Origin of the sequence: Microbacterium sp. Cr-K20 (assembly GCF_000708325.1) — a bacterium.
GTDB lineage: Bacteria > Actinomycetota > Actinomycetes > Actinomycetales > Microbacteriaceae > Microbacterium.
Map to the genome: position 1 here is coordinate 35,632 of NZ_JARE01000060.1, position 13,718 is coordinate 49,349.

The window sequence follows — 13,718 nt, forward strand, 5'->3', positions numbered from 1 at the left end:
GATCCGAGGGGCAGGGGCGGTCTCAGCGACCGGCGGGGCTGCGGTTCTCGGCGCTGACCATCCAGGCGAACTGCTCGAGTCGTTCGATGACCGCGTGCAGGAGATCCGCCGACGTCGGGTCTTCCTCGTCGACGGCGTCGTGCACGTCGCGCATCGTCCCGACCGCCGCTTCCAGGCGCTCGGTCACCAAGTCGATGGTCTCGGTGGTCGAGACCTCCCCCGCGGGGAACGCGGGCAGAGTCGTGGTCTTGGCGATGGTCGCGCTGCGCCCGTCGGGAACGGCGTGCAGGGCGCGCATCCGCTCGGCGATCGTGTCGCTGAACGCGCGCGCATCGTCGATGATCTCGTCGAGCTGGCGGTGGGTGTCTCGGAAGTTGCGGCCCACGACGTTCCAGTGCGCCTGCTTGCCCTGGATCGCCAGTTCGAGCAGGTCCACGAGCACCAGTTGCAGGTTGCTCGCGAGCGCGGGAGAGGCAGTGAAGCCCTTCTCCGCATTCTGCTGGCGCGTGGTCTTCACGGCACCCTTCGTCGAGCTGCCGCTCTTCTTCGTCTTCGTTTCAGCCATGTCTGTGACCTCCTGCCGGTGAGGATAGCCGGGACGGGTACGTCGCCCCGAGGGGGTTGACACCGGAAGTCCGGAGCCCGAGTGTGGCGACCAGACCCGAACGTGAGACACAAGGAGAAGCCCCGCATCGTGACAGAACAGAACGACGAGAAGGACCGGAACATCGTCATCTCGCACATCAGCGAAGCGGATGCCGGTGAAGTGCTCACCGTGCAGCGCGCGGCGTTCGTCTCGGAAGCCGCGATCTACGGGAGCGTGGACATGCCTCCCCTGACGCAGACCCTCACCGAGCTCGAGGCGGAGCTGCGCGCGGAGTCCGGCTTGACGGCCCGCATCGACGGGCGCCTCGTGGGCGCGATCCGCTTCGTGGAGAAGGACGGGATGCTCCTCATCGGGAGGATCGCGATCGCCCCCGACATGCAGGGCGAGGGCGTCGGGCGGACGCTGCTCGATCACGCGGAGCGCGCATCCAACGCACAGGTCGCCGAGCTCTTCACCGGCAGCCTGAGCGAGGCGAACATCCGCCTCTATGAGAGGTGCGGCTACGTCGAGCACGAGCGCGTGCCGGACGGCGACGGCACGGAGCAGGTGTTCCTGCGGAAGAACCTGCGAGGAGGATAAGAGCCTCCTCCGAATCGGCACAAGGGGGTTGAGGTGATCGTCCGAGTTCGGCATCGTAGCCCGGACATGTTGCGACCGTGACATGCCCCGAACGGAAGGAGAGTCTCGTGCTCACCCTCACCGACAACGCCTCCGCCATCGTGACGACGCTCGTCAGTCGCCAGACCGACGCCCCGGATGCCGGACTGCGCATCCACTCGTCCGAACCTCAGAACGCGGAGGGCGGCGCGCGTCTCGCGGTGCTCGTCGCCGCAGATCCGGAGCCCCAGGACCAGGTCGTCGAAGTCTCCGGCACCCGACTCTTCCTCGATGAGTCCGCCGTCGCCGCGCTCGACGACAAGATCCTCGATGCGGGCGTGGACGACGAGGGCTCCGTGTCGTTCGCCGTGCTCCCTCAGGTCGCCTGACCGAAGGATTCCGGATGCCGCGGCCGATTCGGTCGCGGCATCCGTCGTGTCACGGCACCGTCCGTCCTCACGATTCCATCTCGACGACACGCCCTTGCACGAAAGGTTCGCAACTGGACGCTACGCTCCGAACCATGCCACGCCTTCTCGCGCCTGCTCTGGTCCTCACCGCCTCTGCGCTGCTGCTTCTCGGATGCAGCTCCCCGACGGCGGCCCCGTCCGCTTCACCCGCAGCCACGCCGTCCACATCAGCGTCTGCGGAGCCCGAGGTCGATCCGCAGCTCGTCGTCACGCTCGACGGTGTCTCCTTCACGGACGAGGGTGGCACCGCGACGGCGGAATTCGCGGATCCGGACGCGCTTCTCACGCTGCTCGAGGATGCGACAGGTGAACTGCCGGAGCCCGAGGCGGTCGAGGGGATGGAGGGCTACGACGTCGAGATGCAGGCCTATGTCTGGGACGGCCTGCGGGTGCTCACCGACACCTCCGGCGCAAGCCCTGCATCGATCGCGGTCACCGCGGCCGAGGTCGACGGGATCCCCGTGATGACGGAGGAAGGGCTCCAGGTGGGGTCGAGCAGAGCAGACCTCCTCGACGCAGGCGCCTGGGCACTGGTCGATGAAGAAGACACAGCGACCGCCACCGAACTGGGCCTGGGCCGACAGGAGGTGCCGGACACGCAATCGCTGACGCACCCCGGATCCGTCGGGATCCTCTACGTGCTCTTCCTGTTGGAGACGGACACGGTCACACAGATCCAATCTCCCGCGAACGACTTCAGCGACATCTGACCGGCAGCCTCCACCGCGTAACCTGGAGTGGCTCGCAATCCCGTGCGAACAGTCGAAGGGCCCCCGTGAAGATCTCTCTGCTCCGCCGTTTCGTCGTCCTCGCGGAGGAACTCCACTTTCCGCGGGCGGCCGAGAAGCTCGGCATCCCGTTGGCCTCGCTGTACACGTCGATCGACAAGCTCGAGGCCGAGGTCGGCCATCCGATCGTCCACCGCGAGGGGCAGACTCGATTGACGCACGTCGGCGAGCTCCTGCTGGTCGAGGCGAAAGCGGAGGTCGCCGCGGCGCCCGCGCCGGTGAAGAACGCCCCCGCACCCGCCGGCGGCAAGGCGAAGGCCTCGAAGGGCAAGGGCCGAACGCCCGCAGTGAAGGGTCAGCCGAAGCCTTACAAGAAGCGGCAGGGCCGCTAGGGGCTCAGTCCCAGTCGAGGTACTCCTCGATCACGACCGCGGTCTCGATCGGGTGCGTCATCGGGAAGTGATGGTCTCCCCCGTCGATGCTCTTCACGCTCGCACGCTCGGGTGCCGTCGACTGCAGCTGCTCACCGTTGGCGAACGGCGTGACGTTGTCTTTCGTCCCCTGAATGATCAGAACGGGCATCACCGGCGCGAGGGGGATGTCGAGCTCTTCGACGCCGAGCAGCGCCAGTCCGTTGACACTGTCCGCGTGCGCGACGGCGAAAGCACGTGCGACGGTGCCGCCGAATCCGTGTCCGCCGATCCAGGTGTCGCCGAGGCCGACGTGGTCGATCACGGCGAGCGCATCCTCGACGCGCTCGTCCAGCGACACCTCTTCGCCCTTGGCCTCGGCACGGTGACCGATCCGCAGCACGTGGAAGCCCGCCTCTTCGGCGAGGTAGTGCGCGACGACACCGAGGATGTCGGCCGGGAGGTCGCGCTCCTGGATCAGGACGAGCTTGACGGGTCCGTCGCCCTCATCGACGAAGGGGATCGCGCGGCCGTCGGGCTCGAAGATCTGGGTGTCGGTCATCGGCGTGAATCTCCTCGTGCCGTCGGTGTCAGGAACTCAGACGAAACCTCCACGGCGGACGCCTGCGACCGGACCGCGACCGGAGCCGCCGTCCACCAGCGTATCCCGACCCGGCGGCCACCGAGACGAGGACTGCCGGAGCATCTTCGCCCGACGACTACCATGCTCGCCCGCGAAGAGCTATCGAGCCTGCGGGCCACGTGCGCGGATTCGGGCCGAGCGCGAGGGTCAGGATCGGCGGCCCCGGAGGCTGTACGGCGGGATGACCGGTGCGGTCGGTCGATCGCTCGACCGCCGAGATGCGGCGCCATCCACACGATTCGTAGAAGGAGACGACCTCTTCGCGGCACCCGAGATAGCCGAACTCGATCCCGCCGGCATCCGTCATCGACGCGGCCGCGTGTGTCAGGAGCCGAGCACCGACGCGCTGCCCACGTGCGCGTGGGGAGATCAGCACCCCACCGACTCCCGCGACCATGACCTCCGCCGCGCCGACGCCGATCGTCCGTCGCGCCCAACCGACGTGACCCACGATCTCATCGCCAGCGCGCGCGATCAGGTGATGGTCATGGGGCGCGTAGCCGTAGGGCTGATCCGGATCCCAGGCCCCGAACTCTGCGGAGTACTCGGCGTCGAACAACTCTCGCAGTCGCGCCACGTCATTCGCGGTCAGGCGGCCGTGCGGGACGCTGTCGATGACGAGGGCCGTCATGCTTCGGCGACCTGCCCGGCCTCCACCCGCCAGTGCCGGTCGGTGTGCACCGTGGCGAGCATCCGCCGGTCGTGTGTGACGAGCAGCAGGGTTCCCTCGTACGACTCGAGCGCCTGTTCGAGCTGCTCGATCGCGGGCAGGTCGAGGTGGTTGGTCGGCTCGTCGAGCACGAGCAGGTTGATGCCGCGGGCCTGCAGCAGGGCGAGCCCTGCCCGCGTGCGCTCCCCCGGCGACAGTTCATCGACCGCGCGCGTCACGTGATCGGCCTTGAGCCCGAACTTCGCCAGGAGCGTGCGCACCTCGCCCGATGCCATCTCCGGGACGAGCTCTTCGAACGCGGCCGCGAGCGGTTGCGTTCCGACGAGCTGCGCGCGGGCCTGGTCGATCTCGCCGATCTGCACGCTCGCGCCGAGGCTCGCCGTTCCCTCATCGGGAAGCTGCCGCCCCAGCAGCCCGCGGAGCAGCGTCGACTTTCCGGCACCGTTGGGACCGGTGATGCCGATGCGCTCCCCCGCGTTCACTTGCAGCGACACCGGTCCGAGTTGGAAGGATCCCTGCCGGAACACCGCCGAGCTCAGGGTCGACACGACGGAGCTGGAACGCGGGGCCGAGCCGATCGTGAACTCCAGCTGCCACTCCTTGCGCGGCTCTTCGACCTCTTCGAGCCGGGCGATCCTGCTCTCCATCTGACGCACCTTCTGCGCCTGCTTCTCGCTGGACTCGGCTGACGCCTTACGTTTGATCTTGTCGTTGTCCGGTGCTTTCTTCATCGCGTTGCGCACACCCTGGCTCGACCACTCGCGCTGTGTGCGGGCGCGGGACACGAGGTCGGCCTTCTTATCGGCGAACTCGTCGTACTTCTCGCGCTGGTGTCGACGCACGGTGGCCCGCTCCTCGAGGTACGAGTCGTAGCCACCGCCGAACACTCTGTTGCTCCCCTGGGCGAGGTCGAGCTCCAGGACCCTGGTCACGCAGCGGGCGAGGAACTCGCGGTCGTGGCTGACCACCACGACACCGCCGCGGAGACCGCGAACGAAGGCCTCAAGGCGCTCGATGCCGTCGAGGTCGAGGTCATTGGTCGGCTCGTCCAGCAGCGCGATGTCGAAGCGAGAGAGCAGCAACGCGGCGAGGCCGACACGGGCGGCCTGCCCACCCGACAGCGAGGTCATCATGGTGTCGGCGGGCTCATCACCCAGGTCGAGTCCGAGGTCGGCGAGCACGGCGGGGAGGCGTTCGTCGAGGTCGGCGGCGCCGCTGGCCAGCCACCGATCCAATGCCGTGGAGTAGGTGTCGGCGGGGTCCGTGCCCGGAGCCGCGAGCGAGGGGTCTCCCAGGGCTGCGGCTGCGGCGTCCATGTCCCTGGTCGCGGCAGCACACCCGGTACGGCGGGCGATGTAATCGACGACGCTCTCTCCGACGACGCGCTCGTGCTCCTGCGGAAGCCAGCCGACGAACGCATCCGCCGGGGCGAGCCTGATCGTGCCCGCCTGCGGCTGATCGACGCCGGCGAGCAGCTTCAGGAGGGTCGACTTTCCTGCCCCGTTGGCTCCGACGAGGCCGACGACGTCGCCGGCCGTGACGGTCAGGTCGAGCGAGTCGAACAGGGTGCGGTGGCCGTACCCGCCGGCCAGCCCTTGGGCCACGAGTGTTGCGGTCATCCGTCAATCCTGTCACCCGCGGGGGTGGTGCGCGGACCGGGTCGAGGAGAAGCAGCCTGCGTCCGTTGCCTCCTTCTTCCGCCACGGCAGGAGCGCTGCGAGCAGCAGCGCCGGACCTCCGACGAGCGTCCACGGCCCTGGGCCGGCGGGCGAGAGGACGATCTCGGGGTGCACGCGCAGCACGTTGAACGCCATCAGACAGCAGAGAGCACCCACCACGGCGATGATCACTCGCCCGACGCGCCCGCCTCCGCGCCGCGAGAAGAGCCAGGCGATGACCGCGACCGCCCACAGCACGAGGCTGACTCCGACGCCGAAGATCAGGAACATCGGCCAGGAGGCGTCCGTTTCCCCTGCGAAGCCGACGGCGTTGGTCGCCGTATGCGCCACGCCCAGGCCGGCCAAGGCGAGAGCGCCGATACCGCCCGATATGCGGCGGGAACGGAGGAACCCGACTGCCCGGGTCTCGGCGGTGCTGCTTGTGCTTGTGCTTGTGCTTGTGCTTGTGCTTGTGCTTGTCGATGAGAGCATGCCCCCAGGCTGGCGCGTCCCGCATGAGTCGACCATCGCTCGGAGGTATCAGTGCCCTCCTCCGCGCGGGTGAGATCAGAAGCGGCACTAGTTGCAGATTTGACTAGTCCGACGTACGCTCTAGTCATGAGTCCGGAAGAGTGGCCGAGCGAGTGGATGAGAAGCGTGCTGGGCGTGTGCGTGCTGCGGACCCTCCTCGATGGCCCGAACTACGGGTACGCGATCACCCAGAACCTGACCGCAGCCGGACTGGGCACCGTCAAGGGCGGCACTCTCTACCCCCTCCTCGGCCGTCTGGAGGAGTCCGGGTTCGTCGAGGTCGAGTGGCGTCCGGGTGAGGGCGGCCCCGGCCGGAAGTACTTCTCGCTGACAGATCAGGGCCGCGCACATGCCCGGTTGATGGCCGAGCTCTGGGCCGACTTCACGAAGACCACCCGCGAGCTCACCGACGGAGCGCTCGAGAAGCGCCGAGAACTGACATGACCACCGGGAACCGAAAGGCAGCACCGATGAATCTGAGCGACAGGACGGGCTTCGGCTCCGTCGACACCTACACGCGACTGGCGCCGAGTGTCGAGAGGGACTGGATCGAGCAGTTCGTGCTCGAGCAGCGTCTCCTCGGCGTTCCGGGATCGCGGATCGGGGATTCCCTCGTGGTCGTGGAGAGTCATGTGTCCGAGTCGGGCGAGAGCGCCCTTGCCGCATTCGGCGAACCCCGTGCGTACGCCGCCGAGGACGCCCCGGAGCAGCCTCAGCAGTCACCTCAACGAATCGATCGCGAATGGGGCATCGCTCTCGTTCTGGGCCTCTTCGGCATGCTGCTCACCACCTTCAGCGCGCAGGCGGCATTCGCGGGCGAATCCGCTCTTGCCGTGACCGTCGGGCACCTCGTCCTGCTCGCGATCGCCTCGGGGGCGCTCGCGCTGCTCCTCTTCGCGTCGCACGCGCCTCTGCGGATGATCGCCCAGCATCCGGTACGGAGCTGGATCGGCTGGATGGCGCTGCTCATCGTGATGGTCGGCGCACTTCTCCTGCTGCCTCAGCAGATCGGAGAGGTGAGCGTCTGGATCGCCTCGGCCATCGGCGTGGTCCTCCTCGCCGCCGGTTTCCTCCTGTAGATGCGCGCCTACCTCGGCGGTCGGGTGCAGGACGATCCCATCGTCGGGCCGGGCGAGCAGCCGGAGAGCGCCAGCGCAGGCCTGGTGACCGTCTTCGTCCTCCCGCTCGCGACCGTGGTCATGATCGGCTTCTCCTGGCTGCTCCAGCAGATTCCCGGGATGTTCTGACGAGCTCCCGGCCGCACGCGGAGTGTTTCGGACTGGGTATTCTGCCCGTGCGGGGCCCTTCCTCGGCTCCGACGGCAGCTGCCTTGATCAGAACTCTGGAGACGAGCGTGACGGAGACGTACCCGATCCAAGCCGAGCTCGCATCGACACTCGGCGCAGAGCGCGCGGAGCGACTGCTGACGAAGCTCGACGACTACTCGAACCAGCCGAACGCGGTGCGAGGTGCGGCGAAGAGGCCGAGCGCCCCCGAGATCGAAGCTGCCGCGCATGCGGCGTTCGCGGCAGCGACCCCGGAGGAAGCCGACTTCGAGCTCGACTCGATCGGCATCTGGGGACTTCTGACGCTCGCCGCCCGAGCCGACGTGACGATCATCGACCGTCTTCCCGCATCGCGGGCGGATAACCCGAAGGTGGCCTCGATCCGGCGTGCGGCCACGAAGTATCGGAAGGGTCTGACAGACGCCGAGGCCCGACAGCCTGGTGCCGACTCTGCGGAATAGACGAGGTCCGAGACGATCCCCCGGACCTGCGATCCCCGCTCAGTTGTTGAAGCGGAACTCCACCACGTCGCCGCAGATACCAACCTCTGGATTACGCGGCCACCCTTGACCGATGCGGGCCTCAAGTCGGGCCGGCCACCACACCTTCAGCCTGTTCGGCCATCGCAATCATCCGCCGCCGCGACCAGCAAAGCACGGCCGAGCGCGGGAAACTTTTGGAGGGCCCAAACGTGGCCGATCCCTCCGATGACGAGGTTGCGCTTCTCAGGCCTTCGGGTCGCGCAAGGCGGTCATTGCTTCTAGCAGCGTGTCGTGGATGTAGGCGAGCTCGGGCGAGACCTCTCCCCATTCGCCGCCTTGCTCCTCGACTGTCCAGTCCTTCTCGCCCGACGATTCTTCCCAGACCATCTCGCCGTGCTGCCAGATCCACCAGATGTTCGCGCTCGAATCCTGGACCCGAGCGAAGCTGGTCCCGAAGAAGTCAGTCGGCTTCGTGATGAGCCGTGCGTCGCGGGCGAGGGCACGCTCGAGCACCGCATCGAGGTCATCGACGTAGACCTGGAGAAGGCTCGGGGTGAAAGGCCAGTCCGGCTTGCGCTCGGCGAACATGATGGTCGTCGTGCCGACGCGCACCTCGGCCTGCAGCAGCAGGCCGTCGTCATCGACGGTGCGCGCCTCCGCGCGTTCCTCGCCATCAAAGACTTCGACGACAAATTGTGCGAGCTGATCGGCGTCGCTCGTGATAATGAAGGGGTTGACCGTGGCATAGCCCTCGGGTGTGGCGGGTGCTGACATCTTTTGCTCCTGTACTGGTGGTGGATGCGATGTCCACAGTCCATCACTGAGTGAAGGTCACGGTATTGAACATTTCCGCCATCATCGGCCGGACAGCACCTGGGCCGGCGTTTGGCCGTGGAAGGCCCTCAGCGAACGACTCAGGTGAGCCTGGTCCGCGAAACCGCAGCGTGCAGCGCACTCGATCGGCGGCACGCCCTGCATCAGCAGAGCAAACGCTTCACGCGCCCGAGACAGTTGCTCGATCTGCTTGCGCGTAAGCCCAGTCGCGGCGCGAACCCGGCGCTGCCGGTGCCGCTCCGAGTAACCCGCGTCATCGCCGGACAGCATGCGCCGGACATCGTCGTCGCAGCGCAACACGTCGAGCTCCAGAAGACGATCGGTGAAGGCCTCGATCTCCGCGAACTCCGGGAACGGCACAGCATGCTGCGCAAGTGTTACGTGCCCGGCTTCGACAACGAGCTGCTGCTCCCCGCCGAGCAGGAGGTGCTTGCTCACTCCAGGCAGGACGACATGAGCCTTCAGCTGAACACCCCAGCTGTGCTCCCCGATCGTCGAACGGATCCAGCGGTGACCCAGAGTCGGACCCGACAGTCCAGCGAGCAACTCTCCCCCCGGGCCGCGGGCGAACCACAAATCCCAGTACTCCACCGCCGGGACGAGGTAGCGCTCGTCCTTCGTCGCCCGCGCTTGCCACACGCACTCCAGTACGGACGAGTCGGGATGATGCTCCTCGTACATGCGCTCCATCCGCGGCTCCTCCCCTCTGAGGACATCCTCTTGAGCATTTGAGTCAGCTCTGGGTTTCGCTCCGATCCGAAGAGGATCACCGCTATGCGGGCGTTGCACTCGATCTATGGGTGGACAACACCCTCACGCACCACCGATCAGCCTACGTGACTGCCTGATGGAAGCCACGCATCCGAGGGGAGTCAGACGTTAAAGCGCAAAGCGGAACTCCACCACGTCGCCGTCCTGCATGACGTAGTCCTTGCCCTCGAGGCGAGCCTTGCCCTTGGCGCGAGCCTCGACGACGGAGCCCGTCTCGACCAGGTCCTCGAACGACACGATCTCGGCCTTGATGAAGCCCTTCTCGAAGTCGGTGTGAATCACACCGGCCGCCTGCGGGGCCTTCGACCCCTTGGGGATCGTCCACGCGCGAGCTTCCTTCGGACCAGCCGTGAGGTAGGTCTGCAGCCCGAGGGTGTCGAAGCCGATGCGGGCGAGCTGGTCGAGCCCCGACTCGTCCTGGCCGGTCGACGCGAGCAGCTCGGCGGCGTCCTCCGGGTCGAGGTCGATGAGTTCGGACTCGATCTTCGCGTCGAGGAAGATGGCCTTGGCGGGCGCAACGAGGGCGGCGAGCTCCGCCTTGCGGGCGTCGTTCGTCAGCACGGCCTCATCGACGTTGAAGACGAAGATGACAGGCTTCGCGGTCAGGAGGCCCAACTCGCGGATCGGTGTCAGGTCGATGCCCGCGACCGACAGCAGCACGCCACGCTCCAGGGCATCCTTCGCCGCGTTCGCGGTCTCGAGAACGACGGGCTCGATCTTCTTGCCGCGGACTTCCTTCTCGTACCGGGTGATCGCCTTGTCGACGGTCTCGAGGTCGGCGAGCATGAGCTCGGCGTTGATCGTCTCCATGTCGGAGGCGGGGTTCACCGTGCCGTCGACGTGCACGACGTCGTCGTCCGAGAAGCCGCGCACGACCTGAGCGATGGCGTCGGCCTCACGGATGTTCGCGAGGAACTTGTTGCCGAGCCCCTCACCCTCACTCGCACCGCGCACGATGCCGGCGATGTCGACGAAGGACACCGCTGCGGGGAGGATCCGCTCGCTGCCGAAGATCTCCGCGAGCTTGTCGAGGCGCGGGTCGGGCAGGTTCACCACGCCGACGTTGGGCTCGATCGTCGCGAACGGATAGTTCGCCGCGAGCACGTCGTTCTTGGTGAGTGCGTTGAAGAGGGTGGACTTGCCGACGTTGGGCAGGCCGACGATGCCGATAGTGAGAGCCACGGGGCACGAGTCTACCTGGCCCCACCCCCGCCACCCTGCGGAAGGCCGCTCCTCAGTCGCGGATGGCGCGGTAGGCCCGTGTCACGTACGGAAGGTCGATGGCGGTCTCGCCGTGCAGATCGAGCTCGTCGAACAGCGCGTCGAGGTCGCGCCGGATCCGGGCCCTCTCGTCGTCGGACGCGGTGATGATGTAGCTGCGCGACTCCGCCATGCGGTGCAGCAGGTCGCGCGTGATGGGGCGGACCCACTCCCAGCGCTCCTGTTCGAGCGAGCTGAACGGTGCAGCGACGACAGGATCTCCCTCGGCGAGCATGTTCTCGGCGTGGCTGCCGTGCATGATCTCGGTCAACCGGCGCACCCAGTCGACCCGATCGTCGCGGATGTTCCAGATGAGACCGAGCACTCCCCCGCTGCGTACGACCCGACCGATCTCGGCGGATCCGGCGACGGGATCGACCCAGTGCCAGGCCTGCCCCAGGACGACCGCGTCGACGCTGGCATCGGGAAGGGGCAGCCGCTCTGCCGACCCCACGAAGGTCGGTACGCCCGGCACGGCACCGCGCAGCGTCGCGAGCATCTCGGAATCCGGATCGATCGCGACGACCTCGGCATCAGGAGCCTGGGCGAGGACCCGCGTGAGCTTGCCCGTCCCCGCGCCGACATCGGCGATGCGGCGGGTTCCGTGCGGCATCCGCTCGAGCATCCACGCCACAGCCTCGAAGGGATACTCGGGTCTGCCGACCTCGTAGTCCGCGGCCTGTGCTCCGAACGACGTCGCCATGTCCTCAGCCATGCGGCCAGCCTACGGCGAGTCTCCCGCGTGGTCGCCGACGTCGGGGTGAGAGTGGAGACGTGCCACTGGACTTCACTGCGATCGACTTCGAGACCGCGAACTCCAGCCCCGCCTCCGCCTGTTCCGTCGGACTGGTCCGTGTGCGCGGCGGCGAGGTCGTCGCCACCACCGGATGGTTGATCCAGCCGCCGCCCGGTCACGACGAGTTCCAGGAGTGGAACGTCCGGATCCATGGCATCCAACCGGAGGATGTGCTGTCGGCTGCCACGTGGGTCGACCAGTTCGATCGACTCTGCGCCTTCGCGGGAGCCGACGTTCTCGTCGCCCACAACGCCGGCTTCGACCTCAACGTGCTGCGCCGCGCCTCGGAGGCGACGGGGCAGCTCTGCCCGCCGTACCGCTCGCTCTGCAGCCTGCAGGTCGCGCGGAAGACGTATGTTCTCGACTCCTACCGCCTGCCCGTCGCCGCAGCCGCCGCCGGATTCGAGGAGTTCGCGCACCACGATGCTCTCGCCGATGCACGTGCCTGCGCGCAGATCGTGATCGATGCGGCCGCCAGGGCGGGTGCCGCCGATGTGTTCGCGCTCGCCGACGCGCTGAGCCTGCGCGTCACCGCACCCGTCGCGCCTGCTCTGGAGCGCGCCGTCGCCTGAGCCGACACCCCGCTCCCGTGCGCGGCGACCTCGTAATGTCCGATGCCGGCCGCATCATGAACACATGGATGCTCTGGCTGTGGTTCTCCTCCTCGTCGCCCTCGCGGCGGGTGTCGCTGTGGGCTGGTTCCTGCACGCAGGACGTGGGGCCGCTGATCTTGCGCGCGCTCAGGCCGAGCTGGCCGCCGCGCGCGACGACCGCGACCGCCAGTACGACCTCTACCGCGATGCCGTCGAGCACTCACGGAACGAGCAGCGAGCCGAGGCGCAGCGCGTGCAGCAGCAGAACGCGGTGCTGACGGCGCTGGCTCCGGTGCGAGAGAGCCTGCAGCAGATGCAGACGAAAGTGACCGCGATCGAGCGCGAGCGTCACGCCCAGTTCGGCACGCTGGAGGAGCAGCTGAGACGCGCGCAGGAGTCCGACGAGGCGCTGCGGGCGACGACGGAGTCCCTCGCCGGAGCGCTGCGCTCGACAGCCACTCGCGGAGTGTGGGGCGAGACGCAGCTACGCCGCGTGGTGGAAGCGGCAGGCCTCACACGCCACATCGACTTCGATCTGCAGGCGACGATCTCCTCCGACCGGGGCCAGGGTCGGCCCGACATGGTCATCCGTCTCGCCGGCGGCAGCTCCATCGCGGTCGACGCCAAGGTGCCGCTCGACGCGTACCTCGAGGCTTCGGCGCTGTCGGCGGGTGACGCCCAGGAGCCGCAGCGGCGCGCCCTCATGCAGAAGCACGTGAAAGCTGTCCGCGCGCACATCGATGCCCTGGCCAAGAAGGAGTACTGGGCAGGACTCGACGCGAGTCCTGAGTTCGTGATCTGCTTCCTGCCGAGCGAGTCGCTGCTCGCCGCGGCCATCGACGAAGACCCGACACTGCTCGACTATGCGTTCAGCCGACGAGTGGCGCTCGCGTCTCCCGTGAACCTCTGGGCCGTCCTGAAGACCGTGGCATTCACATGGACGCAGCAGGAGGTGTCGACCGAGGCACGTACGCTGCTCACTCTCGGCACGCAGCTCTACGACCGGTTGGGCACTCTCGCCGGGCATGCCGACGATCTGCGCCGCGCCCTGGAGCGCACGGTCGACAGCTACAACCGCTTCGCCGGCTCGCTCGAGACGCGCGTGCTCGTGACGGCGCGGCAGTTCCCCGGCGTCGACGCCGCGGCTCTCGCATCCGTTCCGGCGGTGACGGAGGGCACGGGACGACGGTTCACCGCTCCCGAGCTGATCGCCGCAGACGAGCACGGGGACGAACCCGTCGCCGGAATGCCAGAAGCCACGGATCACATCGGAGCGGCATCAGTGCGTGCGGACGTGGGCGAGGTACGGATTCGCCTCGACGAGATCTAGGGCCCACCGACGCTGTGCACCGCCGTCACGCCTGCACTGCGGCCTACGGCGT

At 67.7% G+C, this 13,718-nt stretch carries 19 protein-coding genes; 10 read left to right on the plus strand and 9 right to left on the minus strand.

Translation table 11 applies throughout. The features are described 5' to 3' along the window. Positions 1 to 22: 22 nt before the first annotated feature. Complete coding sequence (locus GZ67_RS0114755) at positions 23 to 565, minus strand: Dps family protein (RefSeq protein ID WP_029262934.1); 543 nt, start codon at positions 563 to 565, stop codon at positions 23 to 25. Between the two features lie 129 nt (positions 566 to 694). On the opposite strand from GZ67_RS0114755, the gene GZ67_RS0114760 reads away from it, so the two are divergent. From GZ67_RS0114760 to GZ67_RS0114775, 4 genes are all read left to right on the plus strand, one after another. Beyond that, positions 695 to 1,186 (plus strand): GNAT family N-acetyltransferase, encoded by a 492-nt coding sequence (locus tag GZ67_RS0114760; protein WP_231481819.1) that lies wholly within the window; start codon positions 695 to 697, stop codon positions 1,184 to 1,186. 107 nt (positions 1,187 to 1,293) lie between these two features. After that, positions 1,294 to 1,593 carry a Fe-S cluster assembly protein HesB gene (locus tag GZ67_RS0114765; protein ID WP_029262936.1) on the plus strand — a complete coding sequence of 100 codons (300 nt, stop codon included), beginning with the start codon at positions 1,294 to 1,296 and terminating at the stop codon, positions 1,591 to 1,593. A 134-nt stretch (positions 1,594 to 1,727) separates the two neighbouring features. Continuing rightward, entirely contained in the window at positions 1,728 to 2,384 is a 657-nt protein-coding gene (locus tag GZ67_RS0114770; protein ID WP_029262937.1) for a hypothetical protein, read from the plus strand. A gap of 65 nt (positions 2,385 to 2,449) precedes the next feature. After that, on the plus strand, positions 2,450 to 2,794 hold the full coding sequence (locus GZ67_RS0114775) for a LysR family transcriptional regulator (protein WP_029262938.1): 345 nt from the start codon (positions 2,450 to 2,452) through the stop codon (positions 2,792 to 2,794). 4 nt (positions 2,795 to 2,798) lie between these two features. On the opposite strand, the gene GZ67_RS0114780 is transcribed toward GZ67_RS0114775, so the two are convergent. From GZ67_RS0114780 to GZ67_RS0114795, 4 genes are all read right to left on the minus strand, one after another. Further along, positions 2,799 to 3,374: an alpha/beta fold hydrolase gene (locus tag GZ67_RS0114780; RefSeq protein WP_029262939.1), complete on the minus strand. Its 576-nt coding sequence runs from the start codon at positions 3,372 to 3,374 to the stop codon at positions 2,799 to 2,801. Between the two features lie 157 nt (positions 3,375 to 3,531). Then, the gene (locus GZ67_RS0114785; RefSeq protein WP_029262940.1) at positions 3,532 to 4,086 is read right to left on the minus strand and encodes a GNAT family N-acetyltransferase; all 555 of its coding nucleotides are present in this window, start codon (positions 4,084 to 4,086) and stop codon (positions 3,532 to 3,534) included. Next, complete coding sequence (locus GZ67_RS0114790) at positions 4,083 to 5,744, minus strand: ABC-F family ATP-binding cassette domain-containing protein (protein ID WP_029262941.1); 1,662 nt, start codon at positions 5,742 to 5,744, stop codon at positions 4,083 to 4,085. Before GZ67_RS0114790 ends, GZ67_RS0114785 begins: the two co-directional genes overlap by 4 nt. Before the next feature lie 12 nt (positions 5,745 to 5,756). Beyond that, positions 5,757 to 6,149, minus strand: a complete 393-nt coding sequence (locus GZ67_RS0114795) for a hypothetical protein (protein WP_156027141.1) — start codon at positions 6,147 to 6,149, stop codon at positions 5,757 to 5,759. 252 nt (positions 6,150 to 6,401) lie between these two features. Here GZ67_RS0114795 and GZ67_RS0114800 point away from each other — a divergent pair, with 252 nt between their 5' ends. The 4 genes from GZ67_RS0114800 to GZ67_RS0114815 all read left to right on the plus strand — a co-directional run bounded on the left by GZ67_RS0114800 (position 6,402) and on the right by GZ67_RS0114815 (position 8,061). Beyond that, complete coding sequence (locus tag GZ67_RS0114800; protein ID WP_036303806.1) at positions 6,402 to 6,758, plus strand: PadR family transcriptional regulator; 357 nt, start codon at positions 6,402 to 6,404, stop codon at positions 6,756 to 6,758. A gap of 26 nt (positions 6,759 to 6,784) precedes the next feature. Next, positions 6,785 to 7,393, plus strand: coding sequence for a hypothetical protein (locus tag GZ67_RS0114805; protein ID WP_136025746.1), 609 nt, complete (start codon positions 6,785 to 6,787; stop codon positions 7,391 to 7,393). Further along, positions 7,394 to 7,561 (plus strand): hypothetical protein, encoded by a 168-nt coding sequence (locus GZ67_RS20600; RefSeq protein ID WP_156027143.1) that lies wholly within the window; start codon positions 7,394 to 7,396, stop codon positions 7,559 to 7,561. 107 nt (positions 7,562 to 7,668) lie between these two features. Continuing rightward, a complete protein-coding gene (locus GZ67_RS0114815; RefSeq protein ID WP_029262945.1) occupies positions 7,669 to 8,061 on the plus strand; it encodes a hypothetical protein in 393 nt (130 codons plus the stop codon). A gap of 264 nt (positions 8,062 to 8,325) precedes the next feature. Here GZ67_RS0114815 and GZ67_RS0114820 read toward each other — a convergent pair whose 3' ends face one another. The 4 genes from GZ67_RS0114820 to GZ67_RS0114835 form a co-directional block, all read right to left on the minus strand. Continuing rightward, positions 8,326 to 8,856, minus strand: coding sequence for a VOC family protein (locus tag GZ67_RS0114820; protein WP_029262946.1), 531 nt, complete (start codon positions 8,854 to 8,856; stop codon positions 8,326 to 8,328). A gap of 81 nt (positions 8,857 to 8,937) precedes the next feature. Further along, the gene (locus GZ67_RS0114825) at positions 8,938 to 9,606 is read right to left on the minus strand and encodes an AraC family transcriptional regulator (RefSeq protein ID WP_231481820.1); all 669 of its coding nucleotides are present in this window, start codon (positions 9,604 to 9,606) and stop codon (positions 8,938 to 8,940) included. Positions 9,607 to 9,795: 189 nt separating this feature from the next. After that, entirely contained in the window at positions 9,796 to 10,869 is a 1,074-nt protein-coding gene (ychF, locus tag GZ67_RS0114830; protein ID WP_029262948.1) for a redox-regulated ATPase YchF, read from the minus strand. A 52-nt stretch (positions 10,870 to 10,921) separates the two neighbouring features. Next, complete coding sequence (locus GZ67_RS0114835; RefSeq protein ID WP_029262949.1) at positions 10,922 to 11,662, minus strand: class I SAM-dependent methyltransferase; 741 nt, start codon at positions 11,660 to 11,662, stop codon at positions 10,922 to 10,924. Between the two features lie 59 nt (positions 11,663 to 11,721). On the opposite strand from GZ67_RS0114835, the gene GZ67_RS0114840 reads away from it, so the two are divergent. Together GZ67_RS0114840 and GZ67_RS0114845 are read left to right on the plus strand one after the other, a co-directional pair. After that, positions 11,722 to 12,315 (plus strand): exonuclease domain-containing protein, encoded by a 594-nt coding sequence (locus tag GZ67_RS0114840; RefSeq protein WP_029262950.1) that lies wholly within the window; start codon positions 11,722 to 11,724, stop codon positions 12,313 to 12,315. A 64-nt stretch (positions 12,316 to 12,379) separates the two neighbouring features. Beyond that, entirely contained in the window at positions 12,380 to 13,666 is a 1,287-nt protein-coding gene (locus GZ67_RS0114845) for a DNA recombination protein RmuC (RefSeq protein ID WP_029262951.1), read from the plus strand. Positions 13,667 to 13,718: the final 52 nt, after the last annotated feature.

Excerpts from the sequence above, each read along its gene's own strand:
- GZ67_RS0114790 (WP_029262941.1), bottom strand. The coding sequence starts at position 5,744 with ATGACCGCAACACTCGTGGCCCAAGGGCTGGCCGGCGGGTACGGCCAC.
- GZ67_RS20600 (WP_156027143.1), top strand. The coding sequence starts at position 7,394 with ATGCGCGCCTACCTCGGCGGTCGGGTGCAGGACGATCCCATCGTCGGG.
- GZ67_RS0114800 (WP_036303806.1), top strand. The coding sequence starts at position 6,402 with ATGAGTCCGGAAGAGTGGCCGAGCGAGTGGATGAGAAGCGTGCTGGGC.
- GZ67_RS0114845 (WP_029262951.1), top strand. The coding sequence starts at position 12,380 with ATGGATGCTCTGGCTGTGGTTCTCCTCCTCGTCGCCCTCGCGGCGGGT.
- GZ67_RS0114805 (WP_136025746.1), top strand. The coding sequence starts at position 6,785 with ATGAATCTGAGCGACAGGACGGGCTTCGGCTCCGTCGACACCTACACG.
- GZ67_RS0114785 (WP_029262940.1), bottom strand. The coding sequence starts at position 4,086 with ATGACGGCCCTCGTCATCGACAGCGTCCCGCACGGCCGCCTGACCGCG.
- GZ67_RS0114835 (WP_029262949.1), bottom strand. The coding sequence starts at position 11,662 with ATGGCTGAGGACATGGCGACGTCGTTCGGAGCACAGGCCGCGGACTAC.
- GZ67_RS0114770 (WP_029262937.1), top strand. The coding sequence starts at position 1,728 with ATGCCACGCCTTCTCGCGCCTGCTCTGGTCCTCACCGCCTCTGCGCTG.
- GZ67_RS0114780 (WP_029262939.1), bottom strand. The coding sequence starts at position 3,374 with ATGACCGACACCCAGATCTTCGAGCCCGACGGCCGCGCGATCCCCTTC.
- GZ67_RS0114825 (WP_231481820.1), bottom strand. The coding sequence starts at position 9,606 with ATGGAGCGCATGTACGAGGAGCATCATCCCGACTCGTCCGTACTGGAG.
- GZ67_RS0114755 (WP_029262934.1), bottom strand. The coding sequence starts at position 565 with ATGGCTGAAACGAAGACGAAGAAGAGCGGCAGCTCGACGAAGGGTGCC.
- GZ67_RS0114820 (WP_029262946.1), bottom strand. The coding sequence starts at position 8,856 with ATGTCAGCACCCGCCACACCCGAGGGCTATGCCACGGTCAACCCCTTC.